This is a genomic window from Modestobacter lacusdianchii, from assembly GCF_054177765.1.
Genome location: NZ_JBJJTJ010000005.1, coordinates 174,463 through 189,831 on the forward strand (window position 1 = coordinate 174,463; position 15,369 = coordinate 189,831).

15 protein-coding genes are annotated in these 15,369 nt (G+C 74.8%); 7 read left to right on the forward strand and 8 right to left on the reverse strand.

The window, feature by feature from the left end:
* Window positions 1-272: 272 nt before the first annotated feature.
* The 8 genes from ACJTNH_RS05535 to dnaA form a co-directional block, all read right to left on the reverse strand.
* On the reverse strand, window positions 273-1,094 hold the full coding sequence (locus tag ACJTNH_RS05535) for an ABC transporter ATP-binding protein (protein ID WP_458173409.1): 822 nt from the start codon (window positions 1,092-1,094) through the stop codon (window positions 273-275).
* A 3-nt stretch (window positions 1,095-1,097) separates the two neighbouring features.
* The gene (locus ACJTNH_RS05540) at window positions 1,098-2,060 is read right to left on the reverse strand and encodes an ABC transporter transmembrane domain-containing protein (RefSeq protein ID WP_458173411.1); all 963 of its coding nucleotides are present in this window, start codon (window positions 2,058-2,060) and stop codon (window positions 1,098-1,100) included.
* 22 nt (window positions 2,061-2,082) lie between these two features.
* A complete protein-coding gene (locus ACJTNH_RS05545) occupies window positions 2,083-3,174 on the reverse strand; it encodes a hypothetical protein (RefSeq protein ID WP_458173413.1) in 1,092 nt (363 codons plus the stop codon).
* Window positions 3,175-3,232: 58 nt separating this feature from the next.
* Window positions 3,233-3,733 carry a DUF721 domain-containing protein gene (locus ACJTNH_RS05550; RefSeq protein ID WP_458173415.1) on the reverse strand — a complete coding sequence of 167 codons (501 nt, stop codon included), beginning with the start codon at window positions 3,731-3,733 and terminating at the stop codon, window positions 3,233-3,235.
* On the reverse strand, window positions 3,726-4,958 hold the full coding sequence (gene recF, locus ACJTNH_RS05555; protein ID WP_458173417.1) for a DNA replication/repair protein RecF: 1,233 nt from the start codon (window positions 4,956-4,958) through the stop codon (window positions 3,726-3,728). The genes ACJTNH_RS05550 and recF overlap by 8 nt, the downstream gene beginning before the upstream one ends.
* 71 nt (window positions 4,959-5,029) lie before the next feature.
* Window positions 5,030-6,064 carry a phosphogluconate dehydrogenase (NAD(+)-dependent, decarboxylating) gene (gene gnd, locus ACJTNH_RS05560; RefSeq protein WP_458173419.1) on the reverse strand — a complete coding sequence of 345 codons (1,035 nt, stop codon included), beginning with the start codon at window positions 6,062-6,064 and terminating at the stop codon, window positions 5,030-5,032.
* A 118-nt stretch (window positions 6,065-6,182) separates the two neighbouring features.
* On the reverse strand, window positions 6,183-7,361 hold the full coding sequence (gene dnaN, locus ACJTNH_RS05565; RefSeq protein ID WP_458173421.1) for a DNA polymerase III subunit beta: 1,179 nt from the start codon (window positions 7,359-7,361) through the stop codon (window positions 6,183-6,185).
* Window positions 7,362-8,234: 873 nt separating this feature from the next.
* Window positions 8,235-10,040: a chromosomal replication initiator protein DnaA gene (gene dnaA / locus ACJTNH_RS05570; protein WP_458173423.1), complete on the reverse strand. Its 1,806-nt coding sequence runs from the start codon at window positions 10,038-10,040 to the stop codon at window positions 8,235-8,237.
* A 659-nt stretch (window positions 10,041-10,699) separates the two neighbouring features.
* On the opposite strand from dnaA, the gene rpmH reads away from it, so the two are divergent.
* The 7 genes from rpmH (at window position 10,700) to ACJTNH_RS05605 (ending at window position 15,335) form a co-directional block, all read left to right on the forward strand.
* On the forward strand, window positions 10,700-10,837 hold the full coding sequence (gene rpmH / locus ACJTNH_RS05575) for a 50S ribosomal protein L34 (protein ID WP_056296149.1): 138 nt from the start codon (window positions 10,700-10,702) through the stop codon (window positions 10,835-10,837).
* A gap of 1 nt (window position 10,838) precedes the next feature.
* Window positions 10,839-11,225, forward strand: a complete 387-nt coding sequence (gene rnpA, locus ACJTNH_RS05580; RefSeq protein WP_222195700.1) for a ribonuclease P protein component — start codon at window positions 10,839-10,841, stop codon at window positions 11,223-11,225.
* Entirely contained in the window at window positions 11,222-11,611 is a 390-nt protein-coding gene (gene yidD, locus ACJTNH_RS05585) for a membrane protein insertion efficiency factor YidD (RefSeq protein ID WP_458173426.1), read from the forward strand. The genes rnpA and yidD overlap by 4 nt, the downstream gene beginning before the upstream one ends.
* A complete protein-coding gene (gene yidC, locus ACJTNH_RS05590; RefSeq protein WP_458173428.1) occupies window positions 11,604-12,707 on the forward strand; it encodes a membrane protein insertase YidC in 1,104 nt (367 codons plus the stop codon). Before yidD ends, yidC begins: the two co-directional genes overlap by 8 nt.
* A 90-nt stretch (window positions 12,708-12,797) precedes the next feature.
* On the forward strand, window positions 12,798-13,460 hold the full coding sequence (locus ACJTNH_RS05595; RefSeq protein ID WP_458173430.1) for a Jag family protein: 663 nt from the start codon (window positions 12,798-12,800) through the stop codon (window positions 13,458-13,460).
* Window positions 13,461-13,534: 74 nt separating this feature from the next.
* Window positions 13,535-14,173, forward strand: coding sequence for a 16S rRNA (guanine(527)-N(7))-methyltransferase RsmG (gene rsmG / locus ACJTNH_RS05600; protein WP_458173432.1), 639 nt, complete (start codon window positions 13,535-13,537; stop codon window positions 14,171-14,173).
* 76 nt (window positions 14,174-14,249) lie between these two features.
* On the forward strand, window positions 14,250-15,335 hold the full coding sequence (locus ACJTNH_RS05605) for a ParA family protein (RefSeq protein WP_458173434.1): 1,086 nt from the start codon (window positions 14,250-14,252) through the stop codon (window positions 15,333-15,335).
* The last annotated feature ends 34 nt before the right edge of the window (window positions 15,336-15,369 follow it).

The following is a 15,369-nucleotide window of genomic DNA, read 5'->3' on the forward strand; positions in this document are numbered from 1 at the left end:
CGACGATGAAGAGCAGCAGCAGACCCGGGCCGAGCACCCGTCTCAGGCTGGGCTGGCCGTTGGCGCCGGTCTCGTCGTCGGTGCGCACGCTCTCGGCCATCGGCCTGCCTCCCTGGCGGTAGGCACGGATCGTCCAGCGCCCCGGCCCGCTTGTCGACCGCAACCACCCACCCGTTCCACGTGGAACCACCGCAACACCCCGACCCCGGCGCCCCCCGGCCCCCTCGCAGGGGCCCGCCCCGAGGTACGAGGGGTGGGGGGCGAGGGGGTCCTCAAACCAGCAGCTGGGCGGTCGCGAGCTCGCGGTAGAGCGGGCTGGTGTCGACCAGCTCGTCGTGCGTGCCGACGGCCACCACCCGGCCGCCGTCCAGGACGACGATCTGGTCGCTGTCGACGACGGTGGACAGCCGGTGCGCGACGACCAGCAGCGCCCGGTCGACGGCGGCCGCGGCGAGGGTCTCCCGCAGCAGCTGCTCGTTGCGGGCGTCGAGGCTCGCCGTCGGCTCGTCCAGCAGGAGCAGCGCGGGCCGGGAGAGCAGCGAGCGGGCGATCGCCAGCCGCTGGCGCTCGCCGCCGGAGAGCAGCACCCCGTCGTCCCCGACCGGCACGTCCAACCCGAGCGGCGACCGCCGCACGACGCCGGTGAGGCCGACCTCGGCCAGCGCCCGCCACAGCTGCTCCTCGGGCACGTCCGGCGTGGCGAGCAGCAGGTTCTCCCGGACGGTGCCGGCCAGCACCGGCGCCTCCTGCTCCACGTAGCCCATCCGGGCCCGCAGCGCGGACCGCGGCAGCTCGCGCACGTCGGTCCCGGCCCACCGGACGGTGCCGGCCGACAGCGGGTAGAAGCCCTCCAGCAGCGCCAGCACGGTCGACTTCCCGGCGCCGGACGGACCGACCAGCGCGGTGCGCGTGCCGGCCGGGACGGTGAAGGAGACCTCGTGCAGCACCGCCGTGCCGTCGGGGTAGCCGAAGCCGACACCGTCCAGCTCCAGCAGCGGCACCGGGTCACCTGCCGCCGGCACCCGGAGCACGGCCGGCGCAGGGGCGCCGGGGCGGGCCGGGCGTTCGTCGTCCTCGGGCTGGAGGGCGAGCACCTCCTACACCCGGGCGAGCGCACCCAGCCCGGCCTGCAGCTGGGTGTAGGAGCCGATCAGCTGGCCCAGCGGCATGACCAGCAGGAACAGGTACAGGATGAAGGCGACCAGGTCGGCGACGGCGATCGAGCCGGTGGCCACCCGGTAGCCGCCCAGGCCGAGAACCGACAGGAACGCCCCCTGGACGGCGATCGAGCCGGCCGGGGAGACCAGCGCCTCCAGCCGGGCCACCGAGACGCCGGCCCGGAAGGCCCGCTCGGCGCTGACGCCGACCGCGGTGACCTCCCGGGCGGTCGCGCCGCTGGCCCGGATGGTGCGCACGGCCGACAGTGCCCGCTCCACCGCCGCGCTCATCGCCCCGACCTGCTCCTGCGCCTGCCGGGACAGCGCCCGCACCCGCCGGGAGGCCAGCACCGCGGTGGTCACCCCGACGCCGACCGCGAGCACGGTGACCAGCAGCAGCCAGACGTCGACCAGCGCCATCGCCACCAGGGCGCCGACGCCGACCACCGCCGAGCCGACCAGCTCCACGACCCCGCTGGTCACCGTGGCCCGCAGCAGGGTGGTGTCCGCGCCGACCCGCGACATCAGGTCACCGGTCCGCCGCCGGTCGTACTCGGCGATCGGCAGCCGGAGCAGCCGGTCGACCAGCAGCCGCCGGGTGCTCAGCACCACGCCCTCCGCGGTGCGCTGCAGCAGGTACTGCTGGCCGGCGCCCAGCACCGAGGCGACCACCAGGACGACGACCAGCGCGACCACCCCGGGCAGCAGCGCACCGCCGGAGCCCACCGCGCTGATCACCTGCCCGACCAGCGCCGGCTGGGCCAGCGCGGCGGCCGCCGAGGCCAGGGAGAGCACCGCCGCGCCCGCCAGCGCCCGGCGGTGCGGGCGGAGCAGGGGCAGCAGCTCCCGGAGCCCGGCCTGCGCGGATGCCTCGGGAGCCTCCTCGCCGGCGGTCGTGCTCACCTGCGGCGCGCGGTGGTCACGGTCACCAGGAGACGGTGAGCGCGCCCACCACGGCGGCAAGCAGCCGGGCGTGGTGCTCGATCAGCTGCGGCCGGTTGGCGTCCGGCCGCACCGCGGCGACGTACCCGGCCGCCGACCACAGCTCGTCACCGTCGTCGCTGCCCAGCAGCGACTGGCGGACCATCGGGTCCTCGGCCAGCCGCCGCATCTGGGGGCCGTCCTCGGCGGCGAGGAGCACCCAGCGCCGGTCGAACTCGGGGTCGGGGCTGGGGATCTGCAGCAGCCCGCCGGTGCCGTGCCGCCAGATCCGGGCCGGGGACAGCCGGAAGCCGGGGACCGAGCCGAGCACCGGCGCCGCGGTGACCGCGTGCGTGCTCAGCCAGGAGCGGCCGGCCGGGGAGGCGATGTCGAAGGCCACCAGGTCCAGCCCGTTGCCCCGGCCGCGGAGCACCCGGCTGGGCCGGTCCTCCTTGCCCGGGCGGACCGGGGCGCTCTGCAGCAGCGGCAGCAGGGCGGCGTCCTCCTCGGTCGTCCCGTCGGAGGGCACCCAGCCCAGGTGCTGCGCCCAGGCCAGCAGCGCGGCCGGGTCGGACGGCGGCACCGGGATGGCCTGGTTCCGCCGGCGGATCGGGCTCCACCCGCCGGGCTGCTCCGGCGGCGGGCCGGCCGGCGGGGCGTCCGGGCCGGTGTCGCCGCCGGCGGGGCGGCGGGAGCCGAACAGCCCGCCCAGGCCGCGTCGCGGGGGTGCCTGCTCCGGCGGGACGTCGGACGGCCGCTGCTCCACGCCCGGCGGCTGCCAGCCCACCTCCGACCCGGGACGCACCTCGGACCCGGGAGCTGCCTCGGACCCGGGAGGTGCCTCGGACGCCGCATCGGGCCCGGGGCCCGCGTCGGGGTCGGGCGTCCGCCGCTCCGGCTCGACGGCGGGCAGGTCCCAGCCCGGGGGCTGCCACCCCCCGGCCGCGGTGCTGCCGCCGGCCGGCGCGTCGTCCGCCGGGCGGTCGCTGCCCTCGGACGAGCGGGTCGGGTCGTCGCCGCCCAGGTGGGCGGGCTCCTGCCAGCCGGCGGGACCGTCGTCGAAGCCGTCGCCGTTCCGGTCGCGCGGGGTGCTCATCGCGGGGTGCTCCTCGTCGTCCTGTGCCTGTTGTCGCCGGGTGCCCGCGTGGAGCACCTCAGCCGTACGTGTCCCGCGGCCCCCGGCCGCGGACGGTGCGCGGGCCCTTCTTCCAGCTCGGCGCCGTCGGACCGACAACGCGCAGCTTGGTCACGACGTCCCCGCCGACCCCGGCGCGCAGCCGGCCGAGGATCGAGGGGGCCAGCAGGCGCAGCTGCGTGGCCCAGGCGGTGGACTCGGCGACCACCAGCAGCTCGCCCTCGTTGAGCGACTCGGGGCGGCAGTGCGCGGCGATGTCCGGCCCGACCAGCGTGTCCCACCGGCCGAACACCGCGCCGACCTTGGTGCGCGCCGTCCAGTCCTGCTGGCTGACCAGCGAGTCGACCAGCTTGCCCAGCGGCTGCGGGTCGTCGGCACCCGGTCCCGGCCCGGTCCACCGGCGGCGCGGCCCGGCCACCCGCCGCCGGGTGGGCTGGGGCCGGGCGGCCGAGGCTGCCCGCGCCGCCTCCAGTGCGGCGCGGGCGATGTCCGAGGGGCGTGCCGGTCGCTCGTCAGGCACGGTCGGCCTCCTGGGGGCGGGGGGCGCTGTCGTCCCGATCCTCCGCCACCTCGGCGGCGGCCGGCTCCCCGGCGTCCCGGCCCGGCAGCACGACCGCGCGCCCCTCGGCGACCTGGACCCGGGTGCCGCGCAGCGCCTCCGGCACGTCCTCGGCCACGGCCGCGGTGACCAGCGTCTGCTCGGCGCCGGCGGCGACCTCGGCCAGCGCCGAGCGGCGGCCGGCGTCGAGCTCGGCGAAGACGTCGTCCAGCACCAGGATCGGGTCGTCACCCTCGGCCCGCAGCAGCGCGAAACAGGCCAGCTTGACGGCGAGGGCGAACGACCAGGACTCCCCGTGGCTGGCGTACCCCTTGGCCGGGGCGGGCCCGAGGTGCAGCACCAGGTCGTCGCGGTGCGGGCCGACCAGGGTGACCCCGCGGTCGACCTCCTCCCTGCGGCGCTCGGCGATCCGGGCGCGCAGGGCGGCGGCGAGCTCCGCGGGGCCGGGGAGCGGTCGCGCCGGGTCGAGCGGGGCGCCGTCGCCGGCCAGCGGCACGGAGCTGCTGTAGCCCAGTGCCGCCCGGTCGGCGCCCGGGCCGGCGACCCCGGCGTAGGCCTCGGCGACGTGCGGCGCCAGGTCGGCCACCAGCCGCAGCCGGGCCGCCAGCAGCTGACCGCCCAGCTCGGTGAGGTGCCCGTCCCAGACCTCGAGGGTGGCCAGCGCGTCGCCGCGGGCCAGCTTCGCCGTCTTCAGCAGTGCGTTGCGCTGCTTGAGCACCCGGTCGTAGTCGGCGCGCACCCCGGCCAGTCGCGGGGTGCGGCTGACCAGCAGGTCGTCGAGGAACCGGCGCCGCTCGGCCGGGTCGCCGCGCACCAGCGCGAGGTCCTCGGGGGCGAACAGCACCGTCCGGACCAGCCCGAGCAGCTCCCGGGGCCGGGGCAACGGGGCGCGGTTGACCCGCACCCGGTTGGCCCGGCCGGGGTTGATCTCCACCTCGACCAGCAGCTCGCGCTCGTCGCGGCGCAGCGCCGCCCGGACCACCGCCTGGCTCGCCCCGTGCCGCACCAGCGGGGCGTCGGAGGACACCCGGTGGCTGCTCATGGTCGCCAGGTAGCCCACCGCCTCGACCAGGTTGGTCTTGCCCTGGCCGTTGCGGCCGACCAGCACGGTCGGTCCGGGGGGCAACGCCAGGTCAGCGGCCTCCCAGCTGCGGAACTGGCCGACCTGCAGATGCCGGAGGTACACGGCTCAGGTGAGCCGCCCCCAGGGGCCAAAGTCGCGACTTTGGCCCCCGGGGGCTGTGGGGGTCGGGGCCATCACTCGGGGTCTTCGGCCACCTGGGCACGGACGGCGTGCCCGCCGAACTGGTTGCGCAGCGCGGCGACCGCCTTCATCGTCGGCGAGTCGTCCTGGCGGGAGGCGAACCGGGCGAACAGCGAGGCCGAGATGGCCGGCATCGGGACGGCGTGCTCGATCGCCTGCTCGACGGTCCAGCGGCCCTCGCCGGAGTCCTCGGCGTAGCCGGTGATCTTCTCCAGCTGCGGGTCCTCGTGCAGGGCGCGGACCAGCAGGTCGAGCAGCCAGGAGCGGATGACCGTGCCCTGGGTCCAGGAGGCGACGACGCCAGGGACGTCCTCGATCAGGTCGACGGCGGCCAGCAGCTCGTAGCCCTCGCCGTAGGCCTGCATCATCGCGTACTCGATGCCGTTGTGGACCATCTTCGCGAAGTGGCCGGCACCGCACGGGCCGGCGTGCACGAAGCCCGCGCCGGGCAGCGCCTCGCCGGACTCGTCGGCGGGAGCCGGCGGGCGGAGCGCGTCGAAGACCGGCTGGGCCTTGGCGACGTCCTCCTTCGAGCCACCCACCATGAGGGCGTAGCCGTTCTCCAGGCCCCACACGCCGCCGGAGACGCCGGCGTCGATGTAGCCCAGGCCCTTGGCGCCCAGCTCCTCGGCGTGCACCTTGTCGTCGGTGAACTTCGAGTTGCCACCGTCGATGACGACGTCGCCGGGGCTGAGCAGCTCACCCAGGGCACGCACCGTCGACCGGGTCGGCTCGCCGCTGGGCACCATCACCCAGACCACGCGCGGCGCCTCGAGCGCCTCGACCAGGGCCTCCAGGCTGTCGACGTCCCGCGTGTCGGAGAACGCGTCGTACCCGACCACCTCGTGACCGGCGCGGCGCAGCCGCTCGGCCATGTTGCCGCCCATCTTGCCCAGCCCGACCATCCCCAGCTGCACGTCCCGCTCCTCAGTCTCGTCTGTCGCTCGTGGTCCGCGGGGCTCCCGCGGCAGGTGTCGACGGGCGGCCGCGCCGCTGCGGCGCCCGGTGTCAGCGGGCCCTGCCCGCATCACTCGCTGCCGCCCATCGTGCTCGCCCCGTCCAGCACCCGCGCGCCGGGGGTTCGGCCCCCCTCGCAGGAGCCCGCCCGTGAGCGTGCGAGCGGGTGGGGGGCGAGGTGGTCCTTCGTCAGCCGGGCAGGCGCACCGGCATGATCAGGTAGCGGTAGCTGCCCGGGCGCTCGGCGGGCCTGCCGGCGTCGGCGTCGGCGTCGTCGGCCGAGGGCTCGTCGACCCCGGAGAGCACGGCGGGCTTGAGCGCGGTGGTGAAGTCCATCCGCGCGCGCTCGGTGTGGACCGCGGCCAGCCCGTCGAGCAGGAACGTCGGGTTGAAGCCGATGGTCAGCGGGTCGCCGTCGAACTCGACGTCGCAGCGCTCCTCGGCCTGCCCCTCGTCGTCGGTGCCGCCGGCCCGGAGGGTGACCTGGCCGGGGGTGAACTCGCAGCGCAGCGGGGTGCCCCGCTCGGCCACCAGGGCCACCCGCTTGGCGGCGTCGGTGAACAGCCCGACCGGCAGGGTGGCGAAGGAGGCCGACTCGCTGGGCATGATCGCCCGGTACTTGACGAACTCGGCGTCCAGCAGCCGGGTGGTGGTCTGCCGGTCCTTGCCGGACATGCCGAGGATGCCCTCACCGGAGCCGCCGGAGGACAGCGAGAGCACCACCTCCGGGCCACTGGTCAGCGTCTTCGCGGCGTCGGCGAGCGTGCGGGCCGGCACCAGCACGGCGGCGGACAGCCCCGGGGTCTCCGGGCGCCAGGCGAACTCACGGACGGCGAGCCGATAGCGGTCGGTGGCGGCCAGGGTGACCAGGTCGTCCTCGATCTCCAGCCGGACGCCGGTGAGCATCGGCAGCGTGTCGTCCCGGCCGGCGGCGACGGCCACCTGCCCGACCGCCTCGGCGAAGGCGTCGCTGTCGACGACCCCGGCGGTGGAGGGCAGCGAGGGCAGCGAGGGGTAGTCCTCCACCGGCAGCGTGGGGAGGCTGAACCGGGCGTTGCCGCAGCTGATCGCCAGCCGGGCCCCCTCGGCCACGACGTCCACCGGGTGCGGCGGCAGGGCACGGGTGATCTCGGCCAGCAGCCGGCCCGGTACCAGGGTGCGGCCGTCCTCGGTGGACTGGACGTCGATCTCCGACCGTGCGGACACCTCGTAGTCGAAGCCGGAGACCGACAGCTGGCTGCCCTGCACCTCCAGCATGATCCCGGCGAGCACCGGCACCGACGGCCGCGGCGGCAGGCTGCGCGCCGTCCACGCGACTGCCTCGGCGAGCACCTCACGTGCCACCCGGAACTTCATCTCGTAACCCACCCCTTGCTGGTGTTGCACTGCTGCCTGCGCCGGCCGGTCCTGCGCGGTGTGCGGCGCCATCCTCTCCCGAACAGCCCCCTCCCTGACCAGTCCCCTGGTGAGAGACCGCTGTCGACCGCTCCGCCCACCCGGTCACGGCCTTCGCCGGTGCCGTCCCGGTCGGGTGCCGGGAGGCCCCGCACCGGGCCGTCCCCACCCAGAGTGTGGTTCGAGAACACCTGGAGAGAACTCACTCATCCTCGTCATCACCGGTGTGGATGTTGGGGAACGAGCCCCTCTGCCCAGGTCAGGGCCGGTTCGGGCCTGTTGGTCCGCTGTGGGCCGCTGACCCTCCGCCTGTGTCGACACGTGGACAACTCGACCGCTGTGCACCGTCACCGGCCGCTCTCCACCCCACGTCCCCTCCTTCCCCGCAGGCTCGTCCCCATCCCCGGGGACGACGACCGGCTGTCCACCGCACCCGGTGGGCGACTTGTGGACACGCAGGGGACGACGCCGTCCGGGACGCACACCGCTGACCTGCGTGTCCAGCGCGACGAGCGGGTGACCGGCGGTGCTGACCAGGCTGCGGACGGTGGGTGACCGCTCTCCCCAGGCTGTGCACAGATCTGGGGACAAGGCGACATGTACCGCAGACGGGTGACGGTGTGAGTGCACACGGTCACCAGGGGACGGTGTGCTGACACCCGATGGAGGACCGCCGGGCACGGGTCACCGCCAGGCGACCGGCCCCGTGGCAGCGACCCGGACCGCGCGGGAGACCGGTGGAGGGCAGCACGAGCACGCCGGGCGGTCGGCTGCCGGCTGACCGCCCTCCTGAGCCGGGTCGGACCGCCGGCGTCCGGGGCCGGAGCCCGGACGCCGGCGCGGGTGTCACTGGCGGGCGCGGCTCTTGATCCGGGCGGTGAGCTCGGTGACCTGCGTGTAGGTGGCCCGGCGCTCGCTCATCAGGCCGGTGATCTTCTTGACCGCGTGCATGACGGTGGTGTGGTCCTTGCCGCCGAACGAGGCACCGATCCGCGGCAGCGACAGCTCGGTGAGCTCCCGGCACAGGTACATCGCGATCTGCCGGGCGTTGACCAGGGTGCGGCTGCGGTTGCTGCCCTGCAGCTCCTCCATCGTCACGGAGAAGTACTCCGCGGTGGCGGCCATGATGATCGCCGCGGTGATCTGCGGGCCCTGCTCGTCGCTGATCAGGTCCTTGAGCACCAGCTCGGCCAGCGACAGGTCGACCGGCTGCTTGTTCAGGCTGGCGAAGGCGGTGACCCGGATCAGCGCGCCTTCGAGCTCGCGGATGTTGGTCTGCACCTTGCTGGCGATGAACTCCAGCACCGCGTCCGGCGCCTGGAGCCGCTCGCCGTAGGCCTTCTTCCGCAGGATCGCGATGCGGGTCTCCAGGTCGGGGGCCTGGACGTCGGTGATGAGCCCCCACTCGAAGCGGGTGCGCAGCCGGTCCTCCAGCGTCGTCAGCTTCTTCGGCGCCCGGTCGGAGGTGATCACGATCTGCTTGCTGGCGTTGTGCAGCGTGTTGAAGGTGTGGAAGAACTCCTCCTGCGTCCGCTCGGCGCGCTCCAGGAACTGGATGTCGTCGATCAGCAGGAAGTCGATGTCCCGGTAGCGGCGGCGGAAGTCCTCGGCCCGGCCGGAGTGCACCAGGTTGATGAACTCGTTGGTGAACTCCTCGGTGCTGACGTAGCGCACCCGCACGTTGGGGAACATCCGCGCTGCGTAGTGCCCGATCGCGTGCAGCAGGTGGGTCTTGCCCAGCCCGGAGTCGCCGTAGATGAACAGCGGGTTGTAGGCCCGGGCCGGCGCCTCGGCGACCGCGACCGCGGCCGCGTGGGCGAACCGGTTGCTGTTGCCGATCACGAAGCTGTCGAAGACGTACTTGGCGTTCAGGCCCGGGTCCAGCCCGGCCGGCCGCCGGTCGGCGAACAGCGGGACCGCACCCGCTCCGCGGCCGGACCGGTCCGCCGGACGCCGCTCACCCTCGCCCGGCGTCTGACCCGCGGAGGCAGCCGCGCCGTTGCCGTCGTCGTCACCGGGATCGCGGTCCCAGGGCGCCAGCCGGCGCGGTCCGCCGTCGGCCTCGGCGGCGGCCTGACCACGCGACCAGTCCCGGCCGTCGCCGGACTCGGGCAGCCAGGCCTCCGGGCGCGGGGCATCGGTGCGCACCCCGAAGGCGCTGCGACCGTCGTCCACCCGGTCCCGGTCGGCCCGGTCCTCGGCGGCGCGGTCCTCGGCGGCGCGGTCGTGGGCGATCCGGTCCTGGGTGAGCCGCTCCTGGGTCAGCCGGTCGTCGGCCGACCAGTCCGGGGCGACGTCCTCGGCGGGGCGCTCGCGCTCGACCGGGGCCCAGCGCCGGCTGTCCGGCTCGACCCGGCGGGGCAGCGTGGCCGGCTCCGGCGGTGGGGCGGCCGGCATGTCCTCGAGCTGGACGGCGACCCGGATGGCCCGGCCGAACTCCGCGGACAGTGCCTCGGCCAGCACCATGCGCATCCGCGACTCGAGCACGGTCTGGGTGAACTCGTTGGGGGCCGCGAGCACGGCGGTGTCCTCGACCAGGCCCAGCGGGCGGGTGAGCTCGAGCATCGCCCGCTGCTGTGGGGACAGGCTGGTCGAGAGCCGCTCGCGGATCTGGTCCCAGACCGTCGCCAGGTCGACCGGAGAGTCGGCCATCGACTGTGTCCCTTCCCGTGCCTTCGGTCCTGCGCCCCGCACCGCCGTCCACAGGTGGGGACGGGTGCAGACGACCCGCTGGATCCCCCGTCCGGTCCCCAGCTGTGGACGTGCGGGGGCTGGCTGTCCACACGAGTGTCCACAGTCTGTGCACGCCCGGCGACAGGTGGTCCCGGAACCGGCGTCCCCGGCTGCGGGATCCGACGTCGTCGCTGGTCGGTGCCCTGCCGGGAGGTCGGGAGGAGAGAGTGCGGGCCGGCGGGACGGCGGGATCGGCGTACGAACCGGCCACCGTTCGTCCAACGCGGAGCGACGGCGACGCTAACAGCCCCGTCCACAGCCCGGCAATCACGCGCCGCCCGCCTGCTGCCGGCCCGACGGCGTGTCCGGCACCGGGGGGCGGTGATGCGGTGCACCATGACCGGTCCGGCCAGCGCACCGGCTCCCTCGGGGTCTCGGCTATGCTGGTCGGAGTCTGTGCACAGGGCCCGGTGTACTCCCCCACCTGCGGGGTGGCCGGGGCCGGTGCGCAGCAGACCAGCCACGGGGTGCCGGGCGTCGGTCGCGTGGCCCTCGGCCCGTGACCAGCTCGTCCCCCGCGCGTGCGCTGCCCGACCGGGTACGCGCCGCACCGACGTCGTCAGCAGTGGGAGTCCCTCGTGAGCAAGCGCACCTTCCAGCCGAACAACCGCCGCCGGTCCAAGACCCACGGCTTCCGGCTGCGCATGCGCACCCGGGCCGGTCGCGCCATCCTCGCCGGCCGCCGGCGCAAGGGTCGCGACAAGCTCTCCGCCTGAGGTGCTGCCCGCGCAGGCACGCCTGCGCCGGCGGCCGGAGTTCACCACGGTGGTGCGATCCGGCCGGCGTGCCGGGCGTCCGACCCTCGTGCTGCACTACCTCCCCGAACGGCCCGTCGCCCGGACCGGGGGTCCGCTGGACCCCCCGACCGGGCCGCGGGCCGGTTTCGTGGTCGGCAAGACGGTCGGCAACTCCGTCTGCCGTCACCGGGTGACCCGGCAGCTGCGGCACCTGGTCGGTGCCCAGCTGCACCGCCTCCCGGCGTCCGCCGACCTCGTCGTGCGCGCCCGCCCCGAGGCGGCCGGTGCCGACTCGACCGTGCTGGGGCGGGACCTCGACGCCGGCCTCGCCCGGCTGCTCGGCGACCGCCCGGCCCGACGCTCGTGACGCTCTCGCCCGGGCGGTGGCTGCTCACCGGCGTCCGCTTCTACCAGCGGGCGATCAGCCCGGCGTTCCCCCCGCGCTGCCGGTTCGTGCCCAGCTGCAGCGCCTACGCCGCCGAGGCCATCGAGGTGCACGGCGCCGCGCGCGGCAGCTGGCTGGCGGTGCGCCGGCTGGCCAAGTGCGCCCCCTGGCACCCCGGCGGCGTCGACCTCGTGCCGCCGCACCCGGCCTGCGGAACTGCATCGGCCACCCACTCGTCGTGTCCCACGGCACCGGAACCGGCCCCCGGGGCCGGGACCGCCCCGACGGCTGACGGCACACGTCGTCCCGACCGTGCCACCCCGCCGGCTCCCTGCCGGTCTGCGCAGCAGGAGGCTGGCGTTGCTTGACTGGCTGTACACCGCGATCGCGTGGGTGATGAAGCAGTGGCACTCACTGTTCTCCACGTTCCTCGACCCCGCGAGCGGCATCACCTGGGCGCTGTCGATCGTCTTCCTGGTCGTCACCATCCGCGTGCTGCTGTTCCGCCTGTTCGTCAAGCAGGTGAAGTCCCAGCGGGCGATGCAGGAGATCCAGCCGGAGATCCAGAAGCTCCGCAAGCAGTACGGCAGTGACAAGCAGGGCTTCAGCCAGGCGATGATGGCGCTGCAGAAGGAGCGCGGGGTCAACCCGCTGGCCGGCTGCCTGCCGATCCTGCCGCAGATCCCGATCTTCCTGTCGCTGTTCCACGTGCTGCGCCGGATCGCCCCGGGCAAGGACGGCCTCTACAGCTGGGACGACACCCTCACCGACCAGGCCGCCTCGGCCCAGCTGTTCGGTGCGCCGATCTCCTCCTCGTTCAACATGTCCGGGGAGAAGGAGCAGCTGATCCTGGCGCTGCCGGGCGTCGGCTACACCAACATCCGGATCGTCGCGTTCGCACTGATCGTGATCATGTGCGCGACGACCTTCTTCACCCAGAAGCAGATCATGAAGCGCTCCGGCCCGGTCGAGGGTCAGGCCGCGATGGTGCAGAAGCTGCTGCTGTACGGCATGCCGCTGAGCCTCTTCGTCTCCGGGTTCTTCTTCCCGATCGGCGTCCTGCTGTACTGGTTCACCAACAACCTGTGGACCCTGGGCCAGCAGTTCTACATCCTGAAGAAGCTGCCGCCGCCCGGGTCGCCCGCTGCGCTCGCCAAGGCCGCCGCCGACAAGCCGCAGATCGACCCGAAGTCGCTGGCGCCCAAGCCCGGCGCGAAGCCGGTCCGGCCCAAGCCCGGCGCCCGTGCGGCCACCAGCGCGCCGGCGTCCACGGTCGACGCCGACGGTCAGCCGGTCGACTCCCCTGCCGAGGGCAGCACTGCCGGGGCGGGCGCGAGCGACGGTGCGCCGCCGTCCGGCCAGGCCAACGGTCGGCCACCCGGGTCCAACCGCCCGCGTTCGGGCTCGACCGGCAGCCGGTCGGCTGCCGGGCCGGCCAACCGCGGCAAGCGCAAGCGCCGCTGACGCACCGGTGCACCCGGGCCCCGCGCCCGTCGAGTGCCCGGCCCCGACCACCGGGCTCGCCCGGCCGCCTGCACGACCCTGGAGGACTCCGTGAGCGCACCTGACAACGACACCGTGAGCGACCCCACGAGCGACACCGCCACCACGGCCGAGGCCACCTCGGACGCGGTGCTCACCCGGGCCGGCGGCACCGGCGACCCGGCCCTGCCCGACGCCGACCCGGCCTCCGCCGACGCCGTCGTCGAGCCGGTGGACGTCGACGCGGACGACGCGGACGACGAGGACGGCGCCGAGGGGCTGCTGGTCCGCGAGGGCGACGTCGCCGGCGACTACCTCGAGCGGCTGCTGGACATCCTGGACGTCGACGGCGACATCGACCTGGACGTCGAGGGCGACCGGGCCTCGGTGGCGGTCGTCGGCGGCGAGCTGCGGACGCTGATCGGGCCGGACGGCGCCACCCTGGAGGCGCTGCAGGAGCTGACCCGGCTGGCCGTCGCGCAGTCCACCGGCGTCCGCAGCCGGCTGATGCTCGACATCGGTGGCTTCCGGGCCAAGCGCCGGGCGGACCTGACCGACCTGGCCTCCGCTGCCGCCGCGCGGGTGGCGCAGAGCGGGGCGGCCGAGCGGCTGGCCCCGATGAACCCCTTCGAGCGGAAGGTCGTCCACGACGTCATCGCCGCGGCCGAGGGTGTGCACAGCGAGTCGGAGGGCGAGGAGCCGAACCGTCGCGTCGTGGTCCTGCCCGAGCGGTGAGCGACCCGGGTGACCCGGCTGGGGCGGACACCCCGGCCGACCAGCGAGACCAAGCGGTTCCGGAAGTGCCACCGGTGGCTGCCCGGCTGTTCGGTGCGGCGGTCGACGACGCGGCGCGCTACGTGTCGCTGCTCGCCGGTGAGGGGGTCCTCCGAGGCCTGATCGGGCCGCGTGAGGTGCCGCGCCTCTGGGATCGGCACGTGCTCAACAGCGTGGCGCTCGCCGAGGCGGTTCCGGCGGGAGCACGGGTCGTGGACGTCGGCAGCGGTGCCGGGCTCCCCGGCATCCCGTTGGGGCTGGCCCGCCCGGACGTCACGTTGACCCTCGTCGAGCCGATGGCCCGCCGGGTGGAGTTCCTGCAGGAGGTCGTCGCCGACCTCGGGGCGCCGTGGCGGGTGGTCCGCGGCCGCGCGGAGGAGCGCTCCGTCGTCCGGGCCGTCGGTCCGGTCGACGTGGTCACCGCCCGGGCGGTCGCACCACTGCCCCGCCTGGTCGGCTGGTGCCGCGGCCTGCTGGCCCCCGGAGCCCAGTTGATCGCCCTCGTCGGCGCCCGGGCGGCGGCCGAGGTGCCCGACCTGGTGCCCGAGCTCGAGGCGGCCGGGATGCGGGACGTGCACATCCGGGCGGTCGGTGTGGAGTTGGGTGCCGCAGCCACTACCGTGGTGGTCATGACGCGGGGCGGTCCGGCCCGTTCGGCTCCGACGTCAGGGTGAGTGCGTTTCACGTGGAACTGGCCACCGCGATGCATCGGCGTTCCACGTGGAACACGGTGGTGAGGAGGACGCACCGATGACGGACCCGGGCGAGCGGCTGCGCTCCAGCCTCGCCGCCGATCAGACAGTCGGTGCCGAGTTCGACAGCCCGATCGCCATGGAGGCGATGCGGGCGACCCGCGTCCTGCACGCGGCCGACCAGGACCCCTTCCCGGCACCGGGGCGGATCAGGGTCATCACGATCGCCAACCAGAAGGGTGGCGTCGGCAAGACGACCTCGACGGTGAACCTCGGCGTCGCGCTGGCGATGTACGGGCTGCGCACCCTGGTCATCGACCTGGACCCCCAGGGCAACGCGAGCACCGCCCTCGGTGTCGAGCACACCGTCGGCACCCCGTCGATCTACGACGCACTCGTCGGCGACAACACGCTGGCCGAGGTCACCCACCCGACCACCGCCAGTCCGCACCTCTCGTGCGTCCCCGCGACGATCGACCTCGCCGGCGCCGAGATCGAGCTGGTCTCCGTCGTCGCCCGCGAGCACCGGCTGCGTCGCGCCATCGAGACCTACCTCCACGAGCTCCCCGCCGAGCAGCGCCCGCACTACGTGCTCATCGACTGCCCGCCGTCCCTGGGCCTGCTCACGCTGAACGCCCTGGTGGCCGGCGACGAGGTGCTCATCCCGATCCAGTGCGAGTACTACGCACTCGAGGGGCTGGGGCAGCTGCTCTCCAACATCGACCTGGTGCGCGCCCACCTCAACCCGGGGATCTCGGTGAGCACCATCCTGCTCACCATGTACGACGGCCGGACGAAGCTCGCCGACCAGGTCGCCGACGAGGTGCGCAACCACTTCGGCGACCTGGTGCTCACGGCGGTGATCCCCCGCAACGTCCGGGTGAGCGAGGCGCCGGGGTACGGCCAGTCGGTGCTCACCTACGACCCGGGCTCCCGCGGTTCCACCAGCTACGTGGAGGCCGCCCGGGAGCTGGCGAACCGGGGTGCCGACCTGCCGGCCGCCCCGAGCGCGCCGGTGGTGCAGACGCCCCCTCCCCCGCCCCCGCCGCCGGCGGCCGGCCCACCGACCATGCCGTCGGTGGCTGCGTTGGTGCTCGGCGAGCCGATGACCACCCCCGCCCCCCGCGGGCGGCACGCGACGTGACCACCCGGCGCACCACTGACATCCCCGGGCCGCG

Excerpts from the sequence above, each read along its gene's own strand:
- dnaA (WP_458173423.1), bottom strand. The coding sequence starts at position 10,040 with ATGGCCGACTCTCCGGTCGACCTGGCGACGGTCTGGGACCAGATCCGC.
- ACJTNH_RS05605 (WP_458173434.1), top strand. The coding sequence starts at position 14,250 with ATGACGGACCCGGGCGAGCGGCTGCGCTCCAGCCTCGCCGCCGATCAG.
- gnd (WP_458173419.1), bottom strand. The coding sequence starts at position 6,064 with ATGCGGGCAGGGCCCGCTGACACCGGGCGCCGCAGCGGCGCGGCCGCC.
- ACJTNH_RS05545 (WP_458173413.1), bottom strand. The coding sequence starts at position 3,174 with ATGAGCACCCCGCGCGACCGGAACGGCGACGGCTTCGACGACGGTCCC.